The sequence below is a fragment of the Nocardia sp. NBC_00565 genome, from assembly GCF_036345915.1.
Classification (GTDB): domain Bacteria; phylum Actinomycetota; class Actinomycetes; order Mycobacteriales; family Mycobacteriaceae; genus Nocardia.
This window is the reverse complement of record NZ_CP107785.1, coordinates 2544676-2566936: the sequence shown is the minus strand read 5'-3', so window position 1 is coordinate 2566936 and position 22261 is coordinate 2544676. Positions and strand designations below refer to the sequence as shown.

The 22261-nt window shown below is 67.0% G+C and carries 20 protein-coding genes; 10 read left to right on the top strand and 10 right to left on the bottom strand.

The features are described from left to right. Positions 1-3: 3 nt before the first annotated feature. Positions 4-936, bottom strand: coding sequence for a TIGR03560 family F420-dependent LLM class oxidoreductase (locus OG874_RS12360; RefSeq protein ID WP_330255266.1), 933 nt, complete (start codon positions 934-936; stop codon positions 4-6). A gap of 527 nt (positions 937-1463) precedes the next feature. Here OG874_RS12360 and OG874_RS12355 point away from each other — a divergent pair. The 5 genes from OG874_RS12355 to OG874_RS12335 all read left to right on the top strand — a co-directional run bounded on the left by OG874_RS12355 (position 1464) and on the right by OG874_RS12335 (position 7487). Beyond that, the gene (locus tag OG874_RS12355) at positions 1464-2507 is read left to right on the top strand and encodes an enoyl-CoA hydratase/isomerase family protein (protein WP_330255265.1); all 1044 of its coding nucleotides are present in this window, start codon (positions 1464-1466) and stop codon (positions 2505-2507) included. Continuing rightward, complete coding sequence (locus OG874_RS12350; RefSeq protein ID WP_330255264.1) at positions 2508-3818, top strand: CoA transferase; 1311 nt, start codon at positions 2508-2510, stop codon at positions 3816-3818. Further along, positions 3812-5197, top strand: coding sequence for an amidohydrolase family protein (locus OG874_RS12345; RefSeq protein WP_330255263.1), 1386 nt, complete (start codon positions 3812-3814; stop codon positions 5195-5197). The genes OG874_RS12350 and OG874_RS12345 overlap by 7 nt, the downstream gene beginning before the upstream one ends. 125 nt (positions 5198-5322) lie before the next feature. Further along, complete coding sequence (locus tag OG874_RS12340; protein WP_330255262.1) at positions 5323-6600, top strand: sensor domain-containing diguanylate cyclase; 1278 nt, start codon at positions 5323-5325, stop codon at positions 6598-6600. 167 nt (positions 6601-6767) lie between these two features. Beyond that, positions 6768-7487, top strand: a complete 720-nt coding sequence (locus tag OG874_RS12335) for a dienelactone hydrolase family protein (protein WP_330255261.1) — start codon at positions 6768-6770, stop codon at positions 7485-7487. 51 nt (positions 7488-7538) lie between these two features. Here OG874_RS12335 and OG874_RS12330 read toward each other — a convergent pair whose 3' ends face one another. The 9 genes from OG874_RS12330 to OG874_RS12290 form a co-directional block, all read right to left on the bottom strand. Beyond that, complete coding sequence (locus tag OG874_RS12330) at positions 7539-8477, bottom strand: undecaprenyl-diphosphate phosphatase (protein ID WP_330255260.1); 939 nt, start codon at positions 8475-8477, stop codon at positions 7539-7541. A gap of 118 nt (positions 8478-8595) precedes the next feature. After that, positions 8596-9873, bottom strand: coding sequence for a cytochrome P450 (locus tag OG874_RS12325; RefSeq protein WP_330255259.1), 1278 nt, complete (start codon positions 9871-9873; stop codon positions 8596-8598). A 72-nt stretch (positions 9874-9945) separates the two neighbouring features. After that, the gene (locus OG874_RS12320; protein WP_330255258.1) at positions 9946-10281 is read right to left on the bottom strand and encodes a 2Fe-2S iron-sulfur cluster-binding protein; all 336 of its coding nucleotides are present in this window, start codon (positions 10279-10281) and stop codon (positions 9946-9948) included. Positions 10282-10519: 238 nt separating this feature from the next. Continuing rightward, on the bottom strand, positions 10520-11203 hold the full coding sequence (locus tag OG874_RS12315) for a TetR family transcriptional regulator (protein WP_330255257.1): 684 nt from the start codon (positions 11201-11203) through the stop codon (positions 10520-10522). A 144-nt stretch (positions 11204-11347) separates the two neighbouring features. Continuing rightward, entirely contained in the window at positions 11348-12184 is an 837-nt protein-coding gene (locus OG874_RS12310; RefSeq protein ID WP_330255256.1) for a mycofactocin-coupled SDR family oxidoreductase, read from the bottom strand. 8 nt (positions 12185-12192) lie between these two features. After that, on the bottom strand, positions 12193-12885 hold the full coding sequence (locus tag OG874_RS12305) for an SRPBCC family protein (RefSeq protein ID WP_330255255.1): 693 nt from the start codon (positions 12883-12885) through the stop codon (positions 12193-12195). Further along, the gene (locus OG874_RS12300; RefSeq protein ID WP_330255254.1) at positions 12882-13364 is read right to left on the bottom strand and encodes a (2Fe-2S)-binding protein; all 483 of its coding nucleotides are present in this window, start codon (positions 13362-13364) and stop codon (positions 12882-12884) included. The genes OG874_RS12305 and OG874_RS12300 overlap by 4 nt, the downstream gene beginning before the upstream one ends. After that, positions 13357-14232 carry an FAD binding domain-containing protein gene (locus OG874_RS12295; RefSeq protein WP_330255253.1) on the bottom strand — a complete coding sequence of 292 codons (876 nt, stop codon included), beginning with the start codon at positions 14230-14232 and terminating at the stop codon, positions 13357-13359. The genes OG874_RS12300 and OG874_RS12295 overlap by 8 nt, the downstream gene beginning before the upstream one ends. Further along, on the bottom strand, positions 14229-16574 hold the full coding sequence (locus OG874_RS12290; protein WP_330255252.1) for a xanthine dehydrogenase family protein molybdopterin-binding subunit: 2346 nt from the start codon (positions 16572-16574) through the stop codon (positions 14229-14231). Before OG874_RS12290 ends, OG874_RS12295 begins: the two co-directional genes overlap by 4 nt. A gap of 399 nt (positions 16575-16973) precedes the next feature. On the opposite strand from OG874_RS12290, the gene OG874_RS12285 reads away from it, so the two are divergent. The 5 genes from OG874_RS12285 (at position 16974) to OG874_RS12265 (ending at position 22257) form a co-directional block, all read left to right on the top strand. Next, complete coding sequence (locus tag OG874_RS12285) at positions 16974-18104, top strand: XdhC family protein (protein WP_330255251.1); 1131 nt, start codon at positions 16974-16976, stop codon at positions 18102-18104. Between the two features lie 105 nt (positions 18105-18209). Continuing rightward, positions 18210-19076 (top strand): MlaE family ABC transporter permease, encoded by an 867-nt coding sequence (locus OG874_RS12280; RefSeq protein ID WP_330255250.1) that lies wholly within the window; start codon positions 18210-18212, stop codon positions 19074-19076. After that, the gene (locus OG874_RS12275; protein ID WP_330255249.1) at positions 19076-19930 is read left to right on the top strand and encodes an ABC transporter permease; all 855 of its coding nucleotides are present in this window, start codon (positions 19076-19078) and stop codon (positions 19928-19930) included. The genes OG874_RS12280 and OG874_RS12275 overlap by 1 nt, the downstream gene beginning before the upstream one ends. Before the next feature lie 3 nt (positions 19931-19933). Continuing rightward, a complete protein-coding gene (locus OG874_RS12270; protein ID WP_330255248.1) occupies positions 19934-21223 on the top strand; it encodes an MlaD family protein in 1290 nt (429 codons plus the stop codon). Continuing rightward, positions 21220-22257 carry an MlaD family protein gene (locus OG874_RS12265; protein ID WP_330255247.1) on the top strand — a complete coding sequence of 346 codons (1038 nt, stop codon included), beginning with the start codon at positions 21220-21222 and terminating at the stop codon, positions 22255-22257. The genes OG874_RS12270 and OG874_RS12265 overlap by 4 nt, the downstream gene beginning before the upstream one ends. Positions 22258-22261: the final 4 nt, after the last annotated feature.

Here is a 22261-nt window from a genome sequence, read left to right as displayed (position 1 = left end):
TGATCACAGGTGCGGCAGCACCTCGGTGGCGAACAGTTCCATCGTCGCCTCGGCCTGCTTCGCGCCGACCATGAAGGCGATCGACGAAATGCCCTGCTCGGCCCGTTCACCGATGTGGTCGACGAGCATCGTCGGCGTGCCGAGGTAGCCGTCGTCGAGGCCGAACGCGGCAGCGCCGAACCGGCGGCGGGTCCGCGCCTCGACGTCGGGTAGATCGGCTTCCCGTGGGGCGATGGCCAGCACCGCCTGGTGCGAGCGGCGGATCTCGGCGGGGTCGCGGTCGATGCGCGCGCACTCGGCTTCGAGCACTTCGGTGAGCGACCGCCAGTTCCGCAGACCGTAGGTGGGCACGTTCCACACGTCGGCGAAGCGGGCGACGAGCGGCAACGTGAATTTCGGTCCGGCGCCGCCGATGTGGATGGGTGGACGCGGTCGCTGGACCGGGCCCGGCACATTGGGGAAGTCGGCCACCTGGTAATAGCGACCGTCGAAGGAGGTCCGCTCCGCGGCGAACATGCGCGTGATGATCTCGAGCGCTTCGGCCAGACGCTGCGAACGCCGGGCAATCGGCTCCCACGGCAGACCGGCCCTGCGGTGCTCCTCGTCGATGGAGCCGCTGCCGAGCCCGAATTCGAGTCTGCCGTGCGAAATGATGTCGAGGGTCGTCGCCATCCTCGCCAACAGCGCGGGGTGGCGGAAGCTGTTGCACAGCACGAGGCTGCCGACGCGCAGGGTGGTCGTCGAGGCGAGCAGCGCGGTGGTGGTCGTCCACGCCTCGAGCGCCGGATGCTCCGGCAAGCCGGGCGCGTACAGGTGGTCGAACAGCCAGAATGTGCTGAAACCCGTGCGTTCGGCCGTGCGCGCGAGAGTAAGCATCGTCTCGTACTCCGGCACGATCTGGGGCACGTAGACGCCGAACTGCATCCCGGCTGTCATGATCGTGCATCATAGCCGCGCCACGACGCTCGAGCGGTACCGTCGAAAGCCATTCCGGCGCAGGCGCTATCGCAGCGCACGCCGCCCGCCAGCGCGGAATCGCCACGGCGCCACCGACTTGCACACCGTGCAACCATGCATGTGCCGCTCCCTCGCACGCTCCGCAGTGCAGCCTCGCATGCAATTTTTCGTGGTGTGCGACCAGAATTCGACCTGCGAACGGTGACGGAGCCAGTTGGCGCACATGTTTTCCAGCGTGGCGTCAACCGAATTCCGACGGCTTGACTATGCTGAACGCGCCGTGCGGGACGTGGCGGCGTCCACACGGCACACGGGGAAGCGATCCGCCCGGTAGCGCAGCTGCGCTACCGGGCGGGTCCATCCCGAGCGGTACGACGGGGCCGACCAGCGCTCGGTCGAACTTCTCGGCGAGGAACGGGCCGCGCCGTGCTGAACGGCCGATGTCTACGCTTGGATGCGGGTCAGCAATTCGCCCCGAAGTAACCCGCGTCGAAGGGATGGACACGATGAATGGTCTGCTCGGTGACACCGGTCTCGAGATCACCGAGGACGGGAAACCCGGCAGGCCGCTGGTCGTGCTGGACCTGGACGCGCTCCACGACGCGTCCCGGGAGACAGTGACTCGACTCGCCGCCGCCATCGAGCGCGCGCTGCCACTGGTGATCGGAGTGCTGCGCGCACCCGTCGATCCGCGGCTGAGCCCGGTACTGGCCGCGACGACACTGACCCTCACCGATCGGCCCGGGTCGGAGCTGGCATATCAGGTGATCACCGTGCCCGATATCGATGCCGCGCTGCACACCCTGGATGCCGTGGTCGCGCGCACGCCGCAGGCGGCACTGGCCTGCGGTCAGTTGTTGCGGCAGACCATCCGGCTGGCGACCACCCCGGCGCTGGCGGCGGAGGCGGCCACATATTCGATGCTGCTCGGCGGTTCGGAGTTCGCGGCCTGGCTCGCCGACCGCGGACCCGCGCGCACCGTCGATGCACCGGATCACGACCTCGTGCGCCTGCGACGCACCGGCAATCAGTTGTCGATCGTGCTGGACCATCCGCAGCGGCGCAATGCGCTCAGCGTCCGGCTGCGGGAAGAGCTGCTGGCGGCGGTGCAGGTCGCGGATGCCGATCCGAGCATCGAATCGGTCGAGCTCAGCGGCACCGGGCCGGCCTTCTGCAGCGGCGGCGATCTGGACGAATTCGGCCGGGCGCTCGATCCGGTCGCCGCGTACCTGGTGCGGCTGGACCGCGCACCGTGGAGCGTCATGGACCGGATCGCCGATCGGCTGGTGGTGCGTGCCAACGGCGCCTGCATCGGCGCGGGTGTGGAGATGGCCGCGTTCGCCGCGACCGTACTGGCGGCGCCGGGCACCTTCTTCCTGTTCCCGGAGGTGCGCATGGGGCTGGTCCCCGGCGCGGGTGGCACGGTCAGTGTGCCGCGGCGCATCGGGCGGTGGCGTGCGGCGTGGTTGATGCTGACCGGGGAGCGGCTCCCGGCCGAAACCGCGCTGCAGTGGGGGCTGGTCGATGAACTGACCGGGGACGGCGACTGAATGGCTCCGGATCACAAGGCGGACGAGCGGTTCGAAGCTTCGGAGCCGACGCTGCTGGTGAACCGCTGGTTGCGGTCGGTGGGGACACAGGTCGATCCGGCCACCGACAGCACCGGCGAAGAGTGTCCGGTACTGGACTGGGCGGCATCGGGATGCATGGATCTGACCGGACCACCGGACGGACCACCCGACCTCTCCCCCGCCACGATGTACGGCTTGCTGCGGGAGGTCCTGCGGGCGCTCGCGGAAACAACCGGCACGGCCGTCGATCTCGACCCGGCGATCGCACTGACCGGGCGGGCCGCGCTCACCGGACTGCGGCGCGCCGGTCAACGGTCCGCCGGGGGCGCCAGCAGACTGCTGCGCACCGCGGACGGCTGGTGCGCGGTAACCCTCAGCAGAGCAACGGATATCGAGGCGGTCCCGGCCATCCTCGGCGAGCAGTGCGACGACGATCCGTGGGTCACCTTGGAATCCGCCGCACAGCGCTGGTCCGCAACCGAATTGGCCGACCGCGCACAGCTACTCGGCGTACCCGCCGCCGCACTGCCGCCGATCCCGCACCCGGCGGTGCCGTGGCAGGCCACCCGGATCGGCGCACCGACACCCGGCCGCACGCTCGGCGACTGCACGGTGGTCGACCTGTCATCGATGTGGGCCGGACCGCTGTGCGCACACCTGCTCGGCCGGGCCGGCGCACGGATCATCAAGGTGGAGAGCCTGCACCGCCCCGACGGCGCCCGCGCCGACCCCGGATTCTTCGACTGGCTGCACGCCGGACACGAATTCCGTGCGATCGACTTCCGATCCGAAACGGGCAGAACCGAATTGGGCGAGCTCATCGACGCGGCCGATATCGTCATCGAGGCCTCACGGCCGCGCGCCCTTGCCCAACTCGGCCTCGGACCGGATATCCGCCCGCACCGCGACGGGCAGATCTGGCTCAGCCTCACCGGCTACGGGCGCACTGATCCGATGCGGGTCGCGTTCGGCGATGACGCCGCGGTGGCCGGTGGCCTGGTCGGCCGACACGACGGTGCGCCGGTGTTCTGCGTGGATGCCATCGCCGACCCGCTATCGGGGATCTGTGCGGCACTGTCCGTCGCGGCGGCGATCCCGACGGGCGGCGGCCTGCTCATCGATCTGTCGATGCGCGACACCGCGGCCGCGTTCGCCACTGCACCACCGCTCACCCACGGTCCACACCAGGTGCGCCGCTCGGCCGACCAGTGGATCGTGACCTGCGAACACCTGCACCGCACGCAGCCGGTGCTGCCGCCGGCCCCGCTGGTGGACGGTGTCGCGTGCTGATCCGCGACGCGACGGTTTTCGGCATCGGCGACACCGATGTGCGCTGGACACACCGGCACATCACCGAATGCGGGCGAGGTCTGCGTCCGCTACCCGGCGAGGACGATATCGATGCCCGCGGCGGCTGGCTGCTGCCCGGCCTGCACGACCACCATGTGCACCTGCGCGCCCTCGCGGCCCAGGAAGGCTCGGTGCGACTCGGACCACCACAGATCCACACCGCCACTGAATTCGCCACCCGGCTTCGGCAGGCGGACGCGGACCTGCCGCCGCAGGGTTGGATTCGCGGCGTCGGCTACCACGAAAGCGTGGCGGGCGATCTGGATCGCGCCGGACTCGACCGCATACTGCCGAATCGGCCGATCCGGATACAGCACCGTTCGGGAGCACTGTGGATTCTCAATTCCCGGGCCTGCGACCTGCTCGGCGTGCACGACTGCGCGCTGCCCGGGGTGGAACGCGATCCCGCCGGATATGCCACCGGACGGCTGTGGCGGATGGACTCCTGGCTGGGCGGCCGCATCGGCGCTCCCGCACCGGATCCGACAGCGATCGCCGCCCGCGCCGCCGCGCTCGGTATCACCGGATTCACCGATGCGACACCGGGATTGGGACAGGACGATATCGATGCGTTCGCCGATTCGGTTGCCAGCGGCCGGATCCCGCAACGCCTGCACTGTATGGCGCCGCCGGCGGTCCTCGATCCAGGAACTGAACGATTCTCGTTGGGCCCTACCAAGATACTGCTTGACGATCACACGTTGCCCAGCCTCGATGAGTTCACCGCCAGGCTCCGGGAGTTGCACGAAGGCGGCAAGTCCGCGGCCGTGCACTGTGTGACCCGGGTACAGCTGGTGTTGACCATGGCGGCATTGGACAGCGCCGGCGTGCGCGCCGGAGACCGCATCGAACACGGCGCCATCGTCCCGGCGGAAGCCATGGCCTGGTTGACCGAACACGCGATCCCGGTGATCACCCAACCGCATTTCCTGGTGGAACGCGCCGCACAGTACGCCGCGGAAGTCCCCGATGCCGACCGGCCGGATCTGTGGCGGCTCGGTTCGCTGATCGCCGCCGGCGTCGGTGTCGCGGCAGGCACCGATGCACCGTTCGGCGGCCCGAATCCGTGGCCGGTGGTGCGCGCCGCCATCGGCCGCGACTCGGATTCACCGACAACCGAGGCGATTTCGACGCGTGCGGCACTTGCCTTGTTCTTCGGCCGGCCCGAACGACCACAGCTAGCACGCACCATCGCACCCGGACAGCTTGCCGATCTGACGCTACTGGCGACGCCGCCGGGAGAATTCACCGACGCACTCGACACCGAACTCGTCGCGGCCACCATTGTCGACGGCCGACCGGTGTACCTGGCCGGCTGAGTCGCCTCGCCTCGAGCTAGTTGCCGGTAAACCGACGACCAGCTCTCCAGACGTCTTATCGTGGGATACACATTGAAACCCGATGGCAGGGGGACGCCGGAAGAAAGAGCGAGCAAGGAATTGCGATGGAGGAACCCCAGCGTTCGGCACTGGCATCGCAATGGTGGCAGGCACTGACCAGCATCTGCCAGGTGCCGATGTCCGCGCGACCGGCGCTGCACCTGCTCGGCGAACTCGTCGACCAACTCGCCACCGGACTCGACGCGGACCCGTTCGACACCACGCCGGGTGTGCGGGCCGGACAGACATTGGCGACGACGATGAGTCTGCCCGACCCGGGTGTACCCATCGCATCCGCGCAAGTCCTCTACACATTGGCCGAGCAGTGCACGCGCGACGACGCCGACCAGCGCATCGCGGCATTGCTCACCGCACTCGGGCAGGGCCACCAAATGCAGCTCTCCCCCACGGCGACCCCGGAGCAATCAGCTGGCCGGGCGGCGGACCGACGGTTCCGGATCGTTTTCGACAACGCGGCGGTGGCGATCGCCATCAGCGACATCGAGGGCAGGCTGGTCGACGCCAACCAACGCATGGCCGATATGTTCGGCGTCCCGGTCGAGGCACTGGTCGGAAAATCGGTCCACCACTTCGCGCACCCGGACGACGTCGACGAAATCGGCACCTTGATCTTCGACAAGCTCGTGCCAGCCCGCGAAGGCACGGTGAAACTCGAGCGTCGGGCTGTGCGCGACGATGGCAGCATCGTTTGGTCCGCCTTCTCGGTCACCTACGTGAAGGGAACCGGGGGCGACGCCGACTATCTACTCGGCGTCGGCGAAGATGTGACGGAGCGGCACCGGCTGCAGCAGGAGCTGCACTGGCAGGCCCGCCACGACCAGCTCACCAGCCTCCCCAACCGTCGTCACCTGCTGGAACGGATCCAGGCGATCGTCGCTGCCGCAGCGCACGACGACGATCACCTCGGATTGTGTTTCACCGACCTCGACAGATTCAAAGAGATCAACGACCGCTACGGCCACGCCGTGGGCGATCAGGTCCTCGTCGCGACAGCTACCCGCCTGCGCGACAGCCTGCAGGGAACCGACTGCATGATCGCCCGCATCGGCGGCGATGAGTTCGTCGTCCTGGTGTCGCCGCCCACCGACGACCGTCGAGTTACCGCGGTAGCCGATACCCTGCTGTCTGCCCTGGTTGAGCCGATTATCGTCGGCGAGCGGCAATTGTACGTGTCGGCCAGCATCGGGGCCGTCGTGGCGAGGGTGGCCGACGCACCGGCCGAGGCGCTGCTCGATGCCGCCGACCGCGGGCTCTATCACGCCAAGACCAGCAGCGAGCATCGGTGGATCCTGCGCCGGTTCGAGCCCCGCACCGACCCATAGCCGCCGGCGTCGTTCCTTGATCCGGGTTCATCCGGTTCGGCCACCGCACCTGCGCTGGGCGCAAAAGAATCATATTCTCCTATCCAGCGAATATCATTCGCATCCCTGTTGGATCGCATTCGGGCCACCTGTCGCCGTCGCGGCGCGGTGGCCGGAAGGGTAGGACCGTGACGGAATTTCGGCCGGTGGCGGTGCGTCACCACGGAGCAGATCTGGTCGGCGCGCTGGCAGTGCCAGCGGGGTCCGGCCCGCATCCCGCGGTGCTGGTCATGCACACCGCGCATGGCCTGAGCGAACAGATGCGCGACCGCGCCGCCCGGCTCGCCGAGCACGGCTACGTCGCGTTGGCCAGCGACATGTACGGCGGCGGACAGTTTTTCGCCGAGCCCGAGCAGGCGGGCGAGCCCTTCAGCTCACTCATGAACTCGCCGGACCTGATGCGGGCCCGCACCGTCGCCTGGTATAGGACGCTGGCGGCCCTTCCCGAAGTCGATGCCGCCCGGGTGGCCGCCATCGGCTTCTGCTTCGGCGGCCGGTGCGTACTGGAACTGGCCCGCAGCGGCGCCGACGCGAAGGCGGTCGTCAGCTTTCACGGCCTGCTGACCACCAGCGAGCCCGCCCAGCCGGGACGAGTGCGAGCGCACGTCGCGGTGTACACCGGGGCGCAGGATCCGTACGCACCACCCCAGCACGTCGATGCGGTGCGACAGGAAATGCGCAAGGCGGGCGCACCCTGCGACCTCACCGTCTTCAGCACGGCCGGCCACGGTTTCACCGATCCGGACGCTGGATCGATGGGCCGACCCGGCATCGCCTACGACCGCGTCGCCGATCACGTCTCCTGGTCCGGCACCCTCGCCCTGCTGGACACCGTGCTCACGTCCTGACCGCCCGAACCCTGCCGCGTTCGGCCCGCTCCCGGCGGGCCGAACAGGTTGTCAGCTGAATCGCATGATCGAGAACACCCCGGCGATCAGGCAATACACCGCGAAGGGCAGCAATGTACGGGTCTGGAAGTAGCGCTCCAGAAACCGCACCGCCAGCCACGACGACACGCCGGATACGATGGCGCCGACCACGATTGGGCCGCGAATGCCCTCGGTCCTCGGGCCGACCAGTTCGGGCAAATCCATCACACCCGCGCCCAGAATCGCCGGAGTGGCGATCAGGAAGGCGAACTTCGCGGCGTTCTCGTGTTCGAGACCACGCCACAGTCCGCCGACCATGGTCAGACCGGACCGGCTGAACCCGGTCAGCAGGGCGCCGACCTGTAGGAAGCCGATGCGCACGGCATCACCGAACCCGAGAGCGGCCAACTGCCGGTCGGATTGACGGCGACTCTCCGCCTCCGCGGTGCGGACACCGCTCAGCGCCTGCTGCCGGGCGAACCGTCGCCCGTATTCCGCGAGCGTGGGCTCATTGCGTCGACGTAATCCCTCACCGACGATCAACACGACACCGTTGAGGGCCAGGAAGATGCTGGCGTAGATCGGCGCCGAAAACAGTTCGTGCAGTACACGTTGCAGCAACGGACCCAGGATGCTGACCGGAACGGTGGCGATCACGATCAGCCACGCCAGCCGCTGTGGCACGGTCTCCAGGCATCCGGTCCGCAGCGTGGTGACGAAACCGGTGACGATGGCATACCAATCGCGCCGGTAGTAGCCGATCAGCGCCAACGCCGTGGCCACGTGCAACGCGACCACGAACGCCAGATACGGTGTGTCCGTGTCGGATTCGCCTTGATCGACCAGCTCTGCCCAGCCGCGCCCGAGCCAGGCGGCGACCAGCACGGAATGGCCGAGACTCGAGACCGGGAACAGTTCGGTGATCCCTTGCACCGCACCAATGACCGTCGCTTGCAGATAGGTGAGCATCGCGACGAGTCTCGCACGCGCACAACAGAACCCGGCGAGGGACCCGCCCACCGACGCCGATACTCACAGCGTACTCACAGAAGGGCCGCCACCGCCACCGCGGTGGCGGCCCGAGATCTCAAGTCCCGGGACTGAATTCGATATGCAGTTCGGTGAGACCGCGCAGGATGTAGGTCGGCTCGTAGGTGTACCGGCGATCATCGGCCGGACCGTGCGCGGCCGTGTCGATCGTGATGTCGAGCATGCGGTCCAGGATCCGCTCGAGCGAGACCCGGCCCTCCACTCGTGCCAGCGGCCCACCCGGGCAGGAGTGCACGCCACGCCCGAATGCCATGTGCTCGCGGAAGTTCTGTCGATCGAGCCGGAATTCGTGCGGGTTCTCGAACCGCTGCGGATCGCGATTGGCCGCACCCGGGCAGACCATCACGGTGGACCCGGCGGGGATGTCGACATCGCCGATCGTGGTGGACTTGCGCGCCAGCCGGAAGCCGCTTTTCACCGGAGCATCCATGCGCAGCACTTCCTCGATGAACATCGGGAGGCGACCGCGGTCCGCCCGCAGGGTCTGCTGCAGTTCGGGATTGTCGCCGAGGATGCGCAGCGAGGCGGCGAGTAGCTTGGCGGTGGTCTCCTGCCCCGCCCCGAATAGGAAGGTGGCCGAGCGCACCACATCGATCACCTCCGGGGTCGAACCGTCCGGATACTTCGCCAAAGCCAGTGCGGTCAGCACATCGTCGCGGGGCTCGCACCGACGATCGGAGATATAGGCGCTGAACTTCTCATCCAGCCATTCCAGCGGGTTGGTGGCCATCGGCTCGTGGTCGAGCGAACCGACCTTGGTGCCCGGCCGGTCGGCGCCGAGCACGGTGCGCAGCTCCTCGTGCTCTTCCTCCGGAACGCCGAGCAGGTCGGCGATCACCATGAGCGAGAACGGCTTCGCGTACTCGGACACGAACTCGCAGCGCCCCTTGGCGAGGAACTCGTCGAGCTGACGGTCGACCAGCCGCCACATGAACTGCTCGTTCTCCTTGAGCCGTACCGGAGTGAGCAGGCGGTTGAGCACCGACCGCGCGTAGGTGTGCTGCGGCGGGTCCATGGTGACCATATGTTCGTGCATGGGCAGCTGCGTGCGGTACTGCTCGATCAGATCTCCGATATCGTCACTGTCGGCCTCGAAGGGCAGCGGCGGAAATGGACCACCGACCGAGATGCACGACGAGAACGCGTCACTGTTGCGCAGTACCTCGGCGGTCTCCTCGTATCCGGTGACGGCGTAGACGCCGTAGTGCGGTTCGCGCGACACCGGGCATTTATCCCGCAGATGATCGAAATACGGATGCGGGTCGGGAACAAGCGACGGGTCAGTGAAATAGTTGACGGTATCGAAATTCGTCATCGGGGAGATACTCCTGAATTCTTCGAGCGACCGGTGTGAGTCGGATCGGTTGATGTGATTTCCAGCTGCCGGTTATTCGTATTCGACGGTTATCGCGGCGGTCCGGGGCAGGGCTTGACAGGTGAGGATGTATCCGGCGGCCACATCGTCGTCGGTCAAGGCGTCGTTCACCTCCATCTCGATGCGTCCGCCGGTCAGTCTGGCCATGCAGGTCCCGCAATTGCCTTCCTCGCACGAGAAGGGCGGAACGAGACCGGCCCGCCGAGCGGTCTCCAGGACGGTTTCACCGGGACGCGCGGTGGCGGACACCCGCTTTCCGTCGAGCAGAATCGTTACTTCCGCATCGGTGGCGGTGTCCGCGATATCGGGTTCGGCGGAATCTACGCTCGAGCTGATAATGCTCTCCATTTTCCAAACTTCCGGATCGTGCGCGGCCATTCTGCACAGCGATATTCACCGCGTAATTCGGACGCGGTTGAACAGCGCCCGCTGCGTTCCGCGCGACAGGCATCGGATATCCGGCGCCCGGCCCGGCCGAGCACTGCGGTCATGATTCGTTTATGTCATTTCGATGATCGGGAATCCGGTCAGCGGCACCACCCCCTGTGCACGCCGCTTGGCCGTCGACGGCCGAAAGGGGAATTCCCTACTCGGCCGCCGACCGATCGGAATCGATACTGTCGACGGCCGGATCCCGGTTGTACGGCGCGGTGAGGAAGGCCAGTAGATCGCGCGAGACCGCACCGCGATTCTGCGCGGCGCGGGCGGCCGGTTCGTTGTTGGCGGTCATCCGCAGCATGACCCGTTCGAGCGTGGGCAGGATATCGGTGATCTCGAGCGTCTTGTCGACGAATCGCCCGATGAGGGCGTAGGTCATATTGGTGAGGACCATCCCGACGTCGGCGATGTACGTCGGATCGGCGCCGCCGAATATCTCGGTGGCGACCGGAAGTACGGCGTCGAGTCCCTGCGCGTCGAGCCGCGACCCACTCGGACCCGAACGTGCCCGGTAGAAGGCCTCGAGCATCCTGGGGCTGCGCTCCCACGGCTCGAATACGTGACGCAGCACCCGGATCAGCCCGTCGTGCAGCGTTTCGCCCTCGATGGGCCGTGCCAGATCGGGGTAGGTGTTGGTCGCCATCCACTGCTCGATCGCCGCCAGGATCAGTTCGTCCCGGGTGGCGAACAGCTTGTACACCGTCGCCAGCGACACGCGGGCCCGCCGGGCGACTTCGCGCAGTTGAACCGCGTCGTAGCCCTCGGTCTCCAACAGCGTGAGCACGACGTCGATGATCTGCTTCGAAGCATCTCTTCCGAATGTCCGCCTCACTCAGGCACAGTAACACGGTTACTATAGTAACCGGGTTACTCGCCCGGTGCGCCACTTTCCGCGGAAACGAACGGTGCCCGCACGGACAGATCGTGCGGGCACCGTCGGGGGGCAAACTCACCGGCTATTCGAGACGCATTTCGGTCACTTGAGCATGCAGCCGGCGTCGACCGGCAGCGCGACGCCGGTGATGTAGCGGCTCTCCGCAGAGGCGAGGAACAGTACGGCGTTGCTGATGTCCTCCGCCTCCACCCATGGCGTGGGCAGCACGTGCATCATCCGGGAGACGGCCGCGAAGTCGTCCACGGTGGGGTGCTCCAGATCTGGACGGAACATGCGGTAGGTGCCCTCGTTGAGCAGCATCGGTGTCGCCACCTGGGTGGGGCAGATGGTGTTGACGCGAATGCTCTTGTCGCCCAGCTCCATTGCCAGCGTTCGCATAATGCCGAGCATGCCGTGTTTGGCGGTGACGTAGTGACCGATGTTCGGGGCTCCACGCAGCCCGCCGACGGAGCTGGTCAAGATGATCGACCCGCCCTCGCCGGTGGCGACGATGTGCGGAATCGACACTCTGGTGGTCATCCAGACGCCGGTCAGGTTGACGTCGATCATGTCGCGCCAGGTCTTTTCCGACATCTCGTCCATCCGGTCGCCGTCGCTGGCCAGGCCCGCGTTGGCCACCACGATGTCCAAGCGGCCGAACTGCCGAACACCGTCGTCGACCACGGCCTGCATGGCGGCCAGGTCGCGGACATCGCCTTCGACGGCGACGATCTCGCGCCCGAGCGCCTTGACCTGAGCCACCGTTTCGGCCAAGTCGTCCGGCGTCGACATCGGGATATTCACGCCGTCGAGTTGTTTGCACACGTCGATGGCGATGATATTCGCGCCCTCCGCGGCCAGCCGGATCGCGTGGCTACGCCCCTGGCCGCGGGCCGCACCCGTGATAAAGGCGACCTTTCCTTCGACTCTTCCAGCCATCTGACTTCTCACTTCCTGATGTGATGGATCGCGTCGCCGACTTGCGACGCGCGTGAACGACCACGGCGCACGAGCACGACGATCGCCACCAGTGCCACCGCCGCGAGCACCGGGCCGTAGCGTTTCGAACCGCCGAAGCCGGCGGCGGCGAGCAGGTCGATCGGCTCGGCGGGCGGGCGGGGCGGCGGACCGACGGGGTCGGGTGTCAGGGACCGAACGGTGCTGTCGGTTCGACCAGTGGTCGACGCGGGTGGCGCCGACGCGGTGATCAGCTCCGCCAGGTTGGCGGCGAACTGACCGATGAGAGTGCCGGCGACTTCGGCCAGCGCGCCCCGACCGAATTGGGCCGGTTTGCCGGTGATGTTGAGTTCGGTGTCGACGAACACCTCGGTCCCACTCGCGGATTCGACCAGACGACAGGTGATGGTCGCCTTCGCGGTGCCGTTGCCGCGCACCTCGCGGCCGCCGCCCTCGAGCACCGCGACGCACGCCGATTCGTCCCGCGACACGATCGCGATTTTCCCGGTGTAGCTCAGCCCGACCGGTCCGAGCTTGACCTTGATCTTGCCGCCATAGCCATCCCCGTCCGCGCCGGTGAGCGTCGCGCCCGGGACACAGGGCGCAATCCGCTCCAGGTCGAGCAGCACCGGCCAGGCATCCTCGACCGGCACCGGAATACTGAACGTATTCTCCAGTTTCATTCGGATCCCTTCATCGAATCTGCCGCCGCTCGAACGGCTTTCACGATTCCCTGATATCCGGTGCAGCGGCACAGGTTCCCGGACAACCCCTCCCGGATCTCGGTGTCGGTCGGATCGGGATTCTCCTGCAGGAACGCGGTGACCGACACGATGAAACCCGGTGTGCAGAAACCACATTGGAGACCGTGGTGATCACGGAACGCGGCCTGCACCGGTGAGAGCGCACCATCCGGCGACGCGATCCCCTCCACGGTGGTGATCTGCGCACCGTCGGCCTGCACCGCGAATATCAGGCACGCCCGCACCGCCGCACCGTCGAGTAGCACCGTGCAGGCCCCGCACACACCGTGTTCACAGCCGAGATGGGTGCCGGTCAGCCCGCACACACCCCGCAGATAGTCGGCCAAGGTCAGCCGTGGCGGCACACGATTGCGCCACACCACGTCGTTGACCCGCACCTCGATATCGACGTCAGTCATTACTCGCCTCCTCGACCGCGCGTCGCCACGCGCGCGCCACCATTGCCGCGCCGATCCGTCGGCGGTAATCAGCGCAACCGTGCAGATCGGCCGGAACCGAATTCAGCCCCGCCGTCGCACTGTGTCCCACGTCCTGGGCCGCCACGGTGTCGACCCGGTGGCCGATCACCTCCGACTCCGTCGCGGTGGCGCGCGTCGCGGTCGGCCCCAGCCCGAACAGACCGATGCCGCACCGGTCGATCCGCGAATCCGCATCGATACCGACCGCCACCGCTGCCCCCGCCACCGCGAAATCACCACTGCGCCTGGCGAATTCCTCGATCGCGTAACCGCAGCGACCACGCCGGATCGGGAACTCGATGCCGGTGAGCAGCTCATCGGCGGCCAGGTCGGTGCTCCACATGCCGGTGAAGAACTCGGTGGCGGGCACGGTACGCCGCCCGCGCGGTGACAGCGTCTCGAACTGTGCGTCGAGCGTCAACGCGACCGCCGGATATTCGGCCGCCGCGTCGGCATGGGCGAGCGAACCGCCGATGGTGCCCCGATTGCGGATCTGGAAATGACCGATCAGTGGCGTGGCCCTGGACAGCAGCGGCACCGACCGGCGGATCTCATCGGAGCGCCCGACCGCGGCATGCGTTGTCCCCGCACCGATCCACACTGAATCCGCGCGCTGCTCGATGCCCCGCAGCTCGCCCGCCCGGCGCAGGTCGACCAAGTGCTCGAAGACCGCGAGCCGCAGGATCAGCATCGGCATCAGGCTCTGCCCACCGGCAATGACCTTGGCTTCCTCCCCGAGCTCGGCGAGCAACGCGGCCGCCTGCGCCGCGGTAGCGGGTGCGTGGTATTCGAACGGCGCGGGCTTCATGCCGCCGCCGCCCGCCGTTTGGCTTCCTCGACCATCGCCACGACGGTGGCCGGCGCCAGCGGCAGCGCGCCGATCTCGACTCCGAATGGCGCCAGCGCATCGGCGACCGCGTTGAGCACCGCCGGGGTCGACCCGATGGCACCGCCCTCGCCGACACCCTTGAAGCCGCCCGGCCCCGGGCTCGGCGTCTCGACGTGACCGACTTCGATCACCGGCACCTCGGTCGCCGTCGGCAGCAGATAGTCCATGAACGTGGTAGTGATCGGATTGCCGCTTTCGTCATAGGCGAGCTGCTCGTACAGCGCGCCGCCGATGCCCTGAACGGCGCCGCCATATATTTGGCCCTCCACCACACTCGGGTTGATCATCGGTCCGCAGTCCTCGCTGACGATGTAGCGCAACAACCGCACCGCGCCGGTCTGGATATCCACTTCGCAGGTGCACAGGTGGGTGGCGTTGGCCCAGATCATCATCGATCCGACCCGGTAGCGTCCGCTGGCCTCCAGCCCCGGTGGCACACCAGGCGGCAGTGCGTCGACCTGGAAGTACGCGATATCGGCGATCTCGGCCAGCGACAACTCGACATCGGGCACACCCCGCACCGTCGCCCGACCGGCGCTGAACTCCACATCCTCGACGGCAGTGCCGAGCCGGTGTGCCGCGATCGCCAGGATCCGCTCCCGCAGTGTCGCGGCGGTTTCGGCGATCGCGCCCGCGGTCATCGGACCGGATCGGCTGCCGCCGGTGCCCGCGCCGAACGGCGTCACCGCCGTATCACCCTGGACGCTGTGCACGTCGGCGGCGTCGACACCGATGGCATCGGCGGCCAGCTGGATCACGGTGGTCTCCAAGCTGTTTCCACATGATCCGCCCGCGACGTACACATTGACCTTGCCGGACGGTTCGATCCGGATGGTCGCGCCCTCGGTGCTGTGGAACGGCGTCCCGCCCGCGGTCGGCTCCAAGTAGGTGCAGGTACCGACCCCGAGATAGCGGCCTTGCGCGCGCGCCCGCCGCTGCTGTTCGCGGAAGGATTCGTAGTCGAGCATCTCCAGCGCCTGCTCGAAGGTTTCGCGCGGTGTGACATCGCTGTAGGGCATGCCATTTGGATTCGCCAGCGGTAAATCCTCGCGCCGCAACATATTCCGCCGCCGCAGCTCGACCGGATCGAGTCCCATGCGCCGGGCCGCGGTGTCGAGTAGCACCTCCCGGGCCACCGATTCGAACTGCCACGGCCCGCGATAGGCCACCCGGCCGACGGTGTTGGTATAGACGAACTTCGCATCGAATGTCGCGGCGGGTACCCGGTACGGGCCCGGAAACAACAGCCCCACAACGACTCCCGCCGTGATCGGCGAGGGTATCGGATAGGCGCCGACATTCTGCACGTGATCGATCGCGGCGGCCAGGATGTGCCCATCGGCGTCGAAGGCCATCCGGGCATCGCCGTACTCGTGCCGCGCCATCCCCGCCGAGAGCAGATGTTCCTGCCGATCCTCGATCCATTTCAGCGCGGTGCGGAGTTTGCGCGCCGCGAGCATGACGCAGATGTCCTCGCGCTGCGCCACCACCTTCTGCCCGAACCCCCCACCGGTATCGCGGGCGACGACGCGCACCCGGTGCTCCGGAATCCCGAGTAGCCGTGCGCAGAATCCGCGCAGTCCGTGTGCGGACTGGGTGGCGGCCCAGATGGTCATCTCCCCGGTCGGCGCCGACCAGTCCGCGATCAGGCCGCGGGTCTCCATCGGCACCGGGGCGTAGGCCTGCTGAAAGATCCGCTGCCGCACCACATGTGGTGCGGCAGCGAAGATCGGATCGAGCTCGGCGGCCGGACGGCCACTCATCGCTCCGGCCAGATTGCCGGGACACTCGGCGTGCACCAATTCATCGGAGTCCGCGGCGGTGCGGTAGTCGATGACCGGCGGCAGCGGGTCATAGTCGACGACCACCAGTTCGGCGGCGTCCTCGGCGACGTATCGGTCGACGGCCACGACCAGCGCCACCGGATCGCCGACGAATCGGACCTCGCCCTCGGCGAGCGGCGGCCGGGGCACATGCGGCATTCCGGGCATATCGAGCGGGAAGGACAGCTCGTGAACCTCCGGATTCAGATCCGCGGCGGTGAATACGGCCCGCACCCCGTCCAGTGCGGCCGCCTCGGCTATGTCGATGCCGAGGATCCGGGCTCGCGGTAGTGGGCTGCGCACGAAACAGACATGCACCATGCCGGGTCGGCTCACATCGTCGACGAACTCCCCTGCCCCGGTCACCAATCGCGCATCCTCCACGCGCGGCATCCGCATGCCGACGAAACTCGTTGTAGCTGTTGCGGTTTCACTCATCGGTGCACCCCTGATGTGGTTGCTCGTGCGGCACGGAGAGTCGATTCCGGTCGCCGGACCGACCCTCCGTTCACCTCGGATTACCGGCGGCACGCCCGGTGCGTGCCGTTGATGGTCGGATGCATCGTGAGTGGTGTCGGGGATCGGATGAGTGTCGGCGCTACGCGGGGTCCCGTCTGGGGCCGCCGACTCCCGCTCACTGGTGCTGAGCAAGTGTTTAGCATTGCCGTTCGAGCCGTGTCAATAGCGGCTATGCTCGGAACGGAAATGGCAATAGTTTCGATTGCGAACGCAATTCTTGCTGGTCCCAGCCCCAACTCGCGGCGCTGATCGGACCGCGATACCCAGGCGACACACCTGCCCGACACGCACCGTCGCCGTGGCACCGGGAGGCCCATCATGCACGAACTGAGTGCACATCTGCTGCGCTGGCATGCGGCGAACAACTCCTACGCCCTGGCCACCGTCATCGAGGTGACCGGTAGCGCACCGCGGCCCGTCGGGGCGACCATGGCCGTGAACGACGCGGGCGCGACGGTCGGCAGCATCTCCGCCGGATGCGTGGAGGGCGCGGTGTCCGACCTGTGCCAACAGGTGCTGAAGTCCGGCAGACCGGCCCGAGAAACGTTCGGCTACAGCGATTCCGATGCCTTCGCGGTCGGTTTGACCTGCGGCGGCCAGGTGGCGGTCTTCGTACATCCGGTGCGGCCGACGCAGTTCGCGACCGTCGAAGCGGCGATGCGACCAGGGGACGCGGCGGCGCTCGTGCGCGATCTCGCCACCGGAGTCATGCAGGTGGTCCATTCCGATCGCACAGTCGGCGCACCGTTCGGCGCGGCGGCGGTGCGGCAAGCGCGTGCGATGCTCGAACTCGGCGCCACCGGCGTCCGCACCGTCGGTGACGAAGGCCGGGAGACCACGATCTTCGTCCAGTCGTTCGCGCCGCCACCGCGCATGATCATCTTCGGCGCAACGGATTTCGCCGCCGCGCTGTGCCGGGTCGGACGACTGCTCGGCTATCGGGTCACCGTCTGCGACGCCCGGCCCGTCTTCGCCGACACCGCTCGCCTGCCGGACGCGAATGAGGTGGTCCTCGACTGGCCGCACCGGTACCTGCGACGCACCCAACTCGATGCGCGCACGGTGGTCTGCGTACTCACCCATGAGCCGAAGTTCGATATTCCCGCGCTGCGGACGGCACTGCGTCTACCCCTCGCCTACGTGGGTGCACTCGGATCTCGCCGCGCCGACGCCGAGCGCCGCACCCAGTTGCGCGCGTCCGGCCTGACCGATACCGAACTGGCCCTGCTGCATTCACCGATCGGCTTGGACCTGGGCGGACGCACCCCCGAGGAGACCGCGGTGGCGATCGGCGCCGAAATCGTGGCGATCCGCCACGGCGGGTCGACCCAGCCACTGTCGCGGACCGACCGTGCGATACACGGGGCACCCGAACAAGCCGGAAGCTCCGGTCCTGAAACAAAGTTCGGCGAATTCGCTACACCGGCCTGCCGCCAGCCGTTAGAGTAACCCCGTTACCGAGTAACTCGGTTACCGAGGATCCACACCGCTGGGCATCAAGGAGGATGCGATGACCGACATCGCTCGTGGCGCGAGGGACACACCGAGGCCGTGATGGTTCGCCGATCGGTCACGCAGGAGCAGAGCGCCGAGCAGTCAGCGGTCGGTGAGATCACCAGCTGGGCAAGTGGTTACCTGCGCCGCCATCCCATCGCCTCCCTGGAGACCGTTGGTGGACAGTGCATCCTGGCAATGCAGGCGATCCGGTACCTGATCCTCGACATCTGCACCGGCCGGTTTCCGTTCCGCGAATTCGTCCGCCAAGCCACCTTCATGGCCAAGACCGCCTATGTGCCGACCGTCGCCGTCGCACTGCCGATCAGCGCGACCATGTCGATCCAATTCGGGCTGTTGGCCGGTCAGGTCGGGGCGTCCTCGCTCGCCGGTGCCGCCAGTGGCTTGGCGGTGATCCGTCAGGCCGCCCCCTTGGTCACGGCGCTGCTGCTGGCCGCCGCGGTGGGATCGGCCATCTGCGCGGATCTGGGCGCGCGGACCATCCGGGAGGAAATCGACGCGATGGAGGTCATGGGCGTATCAGCGCTGCGGATGCTGGTGGTGCCGCGATTGGCGGCCGCGGTCGTGGTCGCCATGGCGTTGACCGGTCTGAGCTGCTTCGTCGGCTTCCTGGCCGGATACCTGTTCAATGTCTACGTCCAAAACGGCACGCCAGGAAGCTTTCTCGCCACGTTCTCATCCTTCGCCCGGGTCGGGGATATGTATCTGGCGATGGTGAAGGCCGCCGTTTTCGGCGTGATCGTCGCCATCGTTTCCTGTGAGAAAGGCCTGAGCACCAAGGGCGGCCCGGGCGGTGTCGCGAATTCCGTCAATGCCGCGGTCGTCGCATCCATCGTCATCCTCATGCTGGTCAATGCCGGATTCACCGAGTTGTACACCCTACTGTTCCCGAGGACAACGCTCTGATGGCGTCACGGTATTACCCGCCCGGATTCCGGCCACTGCTCGACGCCGCGAACGCGACAGCGACACCCATCCAGCGACTGGGCCATATGGCCACCTTCTTTCTGCGCGCCCTCGCCGGTATTCCGGTGGTATTGCGGCACTACCGCAAAGAACTGCTGAAAATCCTGTCGAATGTGACGTGGGGAAACGGCTCGATCGTAGTGGGCGGCGGCACCGCCCAGGTCATTCTCGTCTTGGGCATCGCGGCCGGTGCGATCGTCGGTATCGAGGGCTACAGCGCGCTGAAATTGCTCGGCATGGGGCCGGCCACCGGCATGATCGCCTCCACGGCGGCCACCCGCGAACTAGCGCCGATCATGGCCTCCATCGCCTTCGCCGCCCAAGCGGGCTGCCGATTCACCGCACAATTGGGATCCATGCGCATCGCCGAGGAGATCGATGCGCTGGACTCCATTGCGATACGGCCGATTCCGTATCTGGTGACCACACGGCTACTGACCTCGGTGGTGGCAATGGTCCCGCTGTTCCTGGCCTGCCTGGCGGTGAACTATCTGACCGTGCAACTGTTCGTCGGCTTCGCGGGCGGACAATCCTTCGGCACCTACGACCACTATTTCCGCCTGGTGCTCAACGGCACGGATATCCTGTATTCCCTGGTGAAGGCCGTCGTCTTCGTGGTCATCACCACGACAATCCAGTGCTACTACGGCTATTACGCCGCGGGCGGCCCACAAGGCGTCGGTGTCGCGGCGGGGCGGGCCATGCGCGCGAGTATCACCGTGATGATTTCGGTGAATCTCTTGCTGACGCTGGCACTGTGGGGCTTCAATTCCGGCGCGAGGATCAGTGGATAGCAGATGTCGATCGCATTCGAGTCCGACCGCCTCTCCGGGCCCCAGCTGTTCCGGCGCGGGATCATCTTTCTGGTCATCGCGGCATTCGCCGTCGCCGTGCTGATCGCCAAGTCCGAGGGCATCTTTCAGAAAACCGTCCGGGTCACCGCCACCCTGGTCAATGTGGGCGATGGTCTGCCGCGGAAATCGGATGTGAAGTACCAGGGCATCGTGGTCGGCCTGGTCGATAGCGTGACCCCGTCCACCGATGGCGGACCGAACCAGGTTCACATCGATATGTTGCCGCGCTACGCATCCGGGATCCCGAATTCCGTGACCGCCCGGGTCGTCCCGAGCAACGTCTTCGCGGTGCCGTCGATTCAGCTGGTCTACAACGGCCCCGCAGCCCCGCTGGCCTCGGGCGCGCGGATTCCCGAAGACCAGAGCCTGGCCACCGTTCGACTGCAGACATCCTTGACCGCACTCAGCCGAATCGTCGCCGCCGCAGGACGTTCCGGCACCGACCCCACCCTCGGCATCCTGACCACCGTCGAGCGCGCCGTCAGCGGACGCGGTGCGGACGCGCTGCGGGCGGGCGCACAACTCGAGCGAATTGTGCAGGCGCTCAACGCCGCAATGGCCCCCGATGGAAGCGCGTCCACCCTCGCCACACTCACCGACGCGCTGGCCGGATTGCGGTCTTCGGCGCCGGAACTGCTCGGCGCGGTGCACGACGCGGTGGTGCCGATGCGTGCGGTCGCCCAGCGGCAGGCACGACTGGCCACCCTGCTGACCGGCGGACTGACCACGACCGGAACGCTCGCCACCGCATTGACGAACAACACCGACACACTCCTCGACGTCACCGGCAAAATGGGCCCCACCCTCGGGGTACTGGCCGACGGCGGACAGAACTTCGTCCAGATGACCGAATCCCTGCGCGCGGTTTCCACACGATTCGCACAAGTCTTCGATCCGGAAACGCAGAACTTGACCGCGAAGGTCATCGTCGAATTCACACCGCACCGGCAGTACACGCGCGCCGACTGCCCGCGCTACGGCGATCTTGCGGGCCCGAGTTGCGCTACTGCCCCCGTCGGCGGTGCGCCCCTCATCGGCCCCGATGCGGTGAAAAGCGAAGCCCCCACGTTGATCGGCGGCAATGTCGGCCGGGCCGGCAGCGCGCAGGAACTCGAACAACTCGCCGCGATCCTCGGTGGCCATCCCAACGCCGCCGCCGACCTCCTCCTCGGACCCTTGCTCCGGGGTAACGACGTGAACGTGACACCCGCCCCGGCAGAAGGGCCCCGATGAGCTACCGCAAACCACTGATCTGGCTGATCGTATTTCTGACCGTCTCGATCGTGCTGACCTGGACGGTGTACATCACCCTGCAACGCAGCGTGCCCGGCAGTACCCACCGCTACTCCGCCATATTCACCGATGTCTCCGGGCTGCGCTCCGGCGACGACGTGCGGATGGCGGGTGTGCGGGTCGGGCGAGTCGACGCGATCGATCTCGACGGCGCCGCGGCGAAGGTGACCTTCCAGGTCCAACGCGACCAAGTGTTGTACGGCAACACGATGGCCGCGGTCACCTATCAGAACCTCATCGGACAGCGCTATCTCGGCCTGTCGCTCGGTGACTTCGGCGATCCGCGAGTCCTCCCGCCGGGGGCGCGCATACCCGTGGAACACACCGAGCCCTCATTCGATCTTTCCAAGCTGCTCAACGGTTTCGAGCCGTTGTTCAGCGTGCTGCGGCCCGAGCAGGTGGACAACATCACCTCGGCGGTGATCCGGGCATTTCAAGGCGACGACGGGGCGGTGACCACACTGATCACCGAAACTTCCACGCTCGCACAATCTTTCGCCGGACCGGACCGGGTGCTCGGCCAGGTCATCGACAATCTGAGCGGCGTGCTCACCGACTTGGCGAAACAGACCGGCAACCTGCAGACCGTCATCGAGCAGACCAAGCGGATCTTCAACGGCCTGGCCCAACAGCGTGACGCGTTGTTCGCACAGATCGATTCGATCTCCACCGTCGTGCGCCGGACCGCCGACGTGGTACCGGGCGCGCAGCCCTCGCTGGCCGAATTCATCACGCGCCAACCGGGATTCGCCGCCCATCTGCTCGACAACAAGGACAAGTTCGCCTACCTGGGTTTCAACCTGCCGTTGCTGTTGAAGGCCATGTCCCGAATAGTGGACAGCGGCGCCTATCTCAACGCCTACATCTGCGATATCACGGTCAGCCTGGTGCCAGGAGCCGAGCAGGTGATCCCGCGGATTCTGGGGCTCGCGACGCCGAGTGGCCACGCCGAACATTCGGCGATCTGTCGATGAGGGC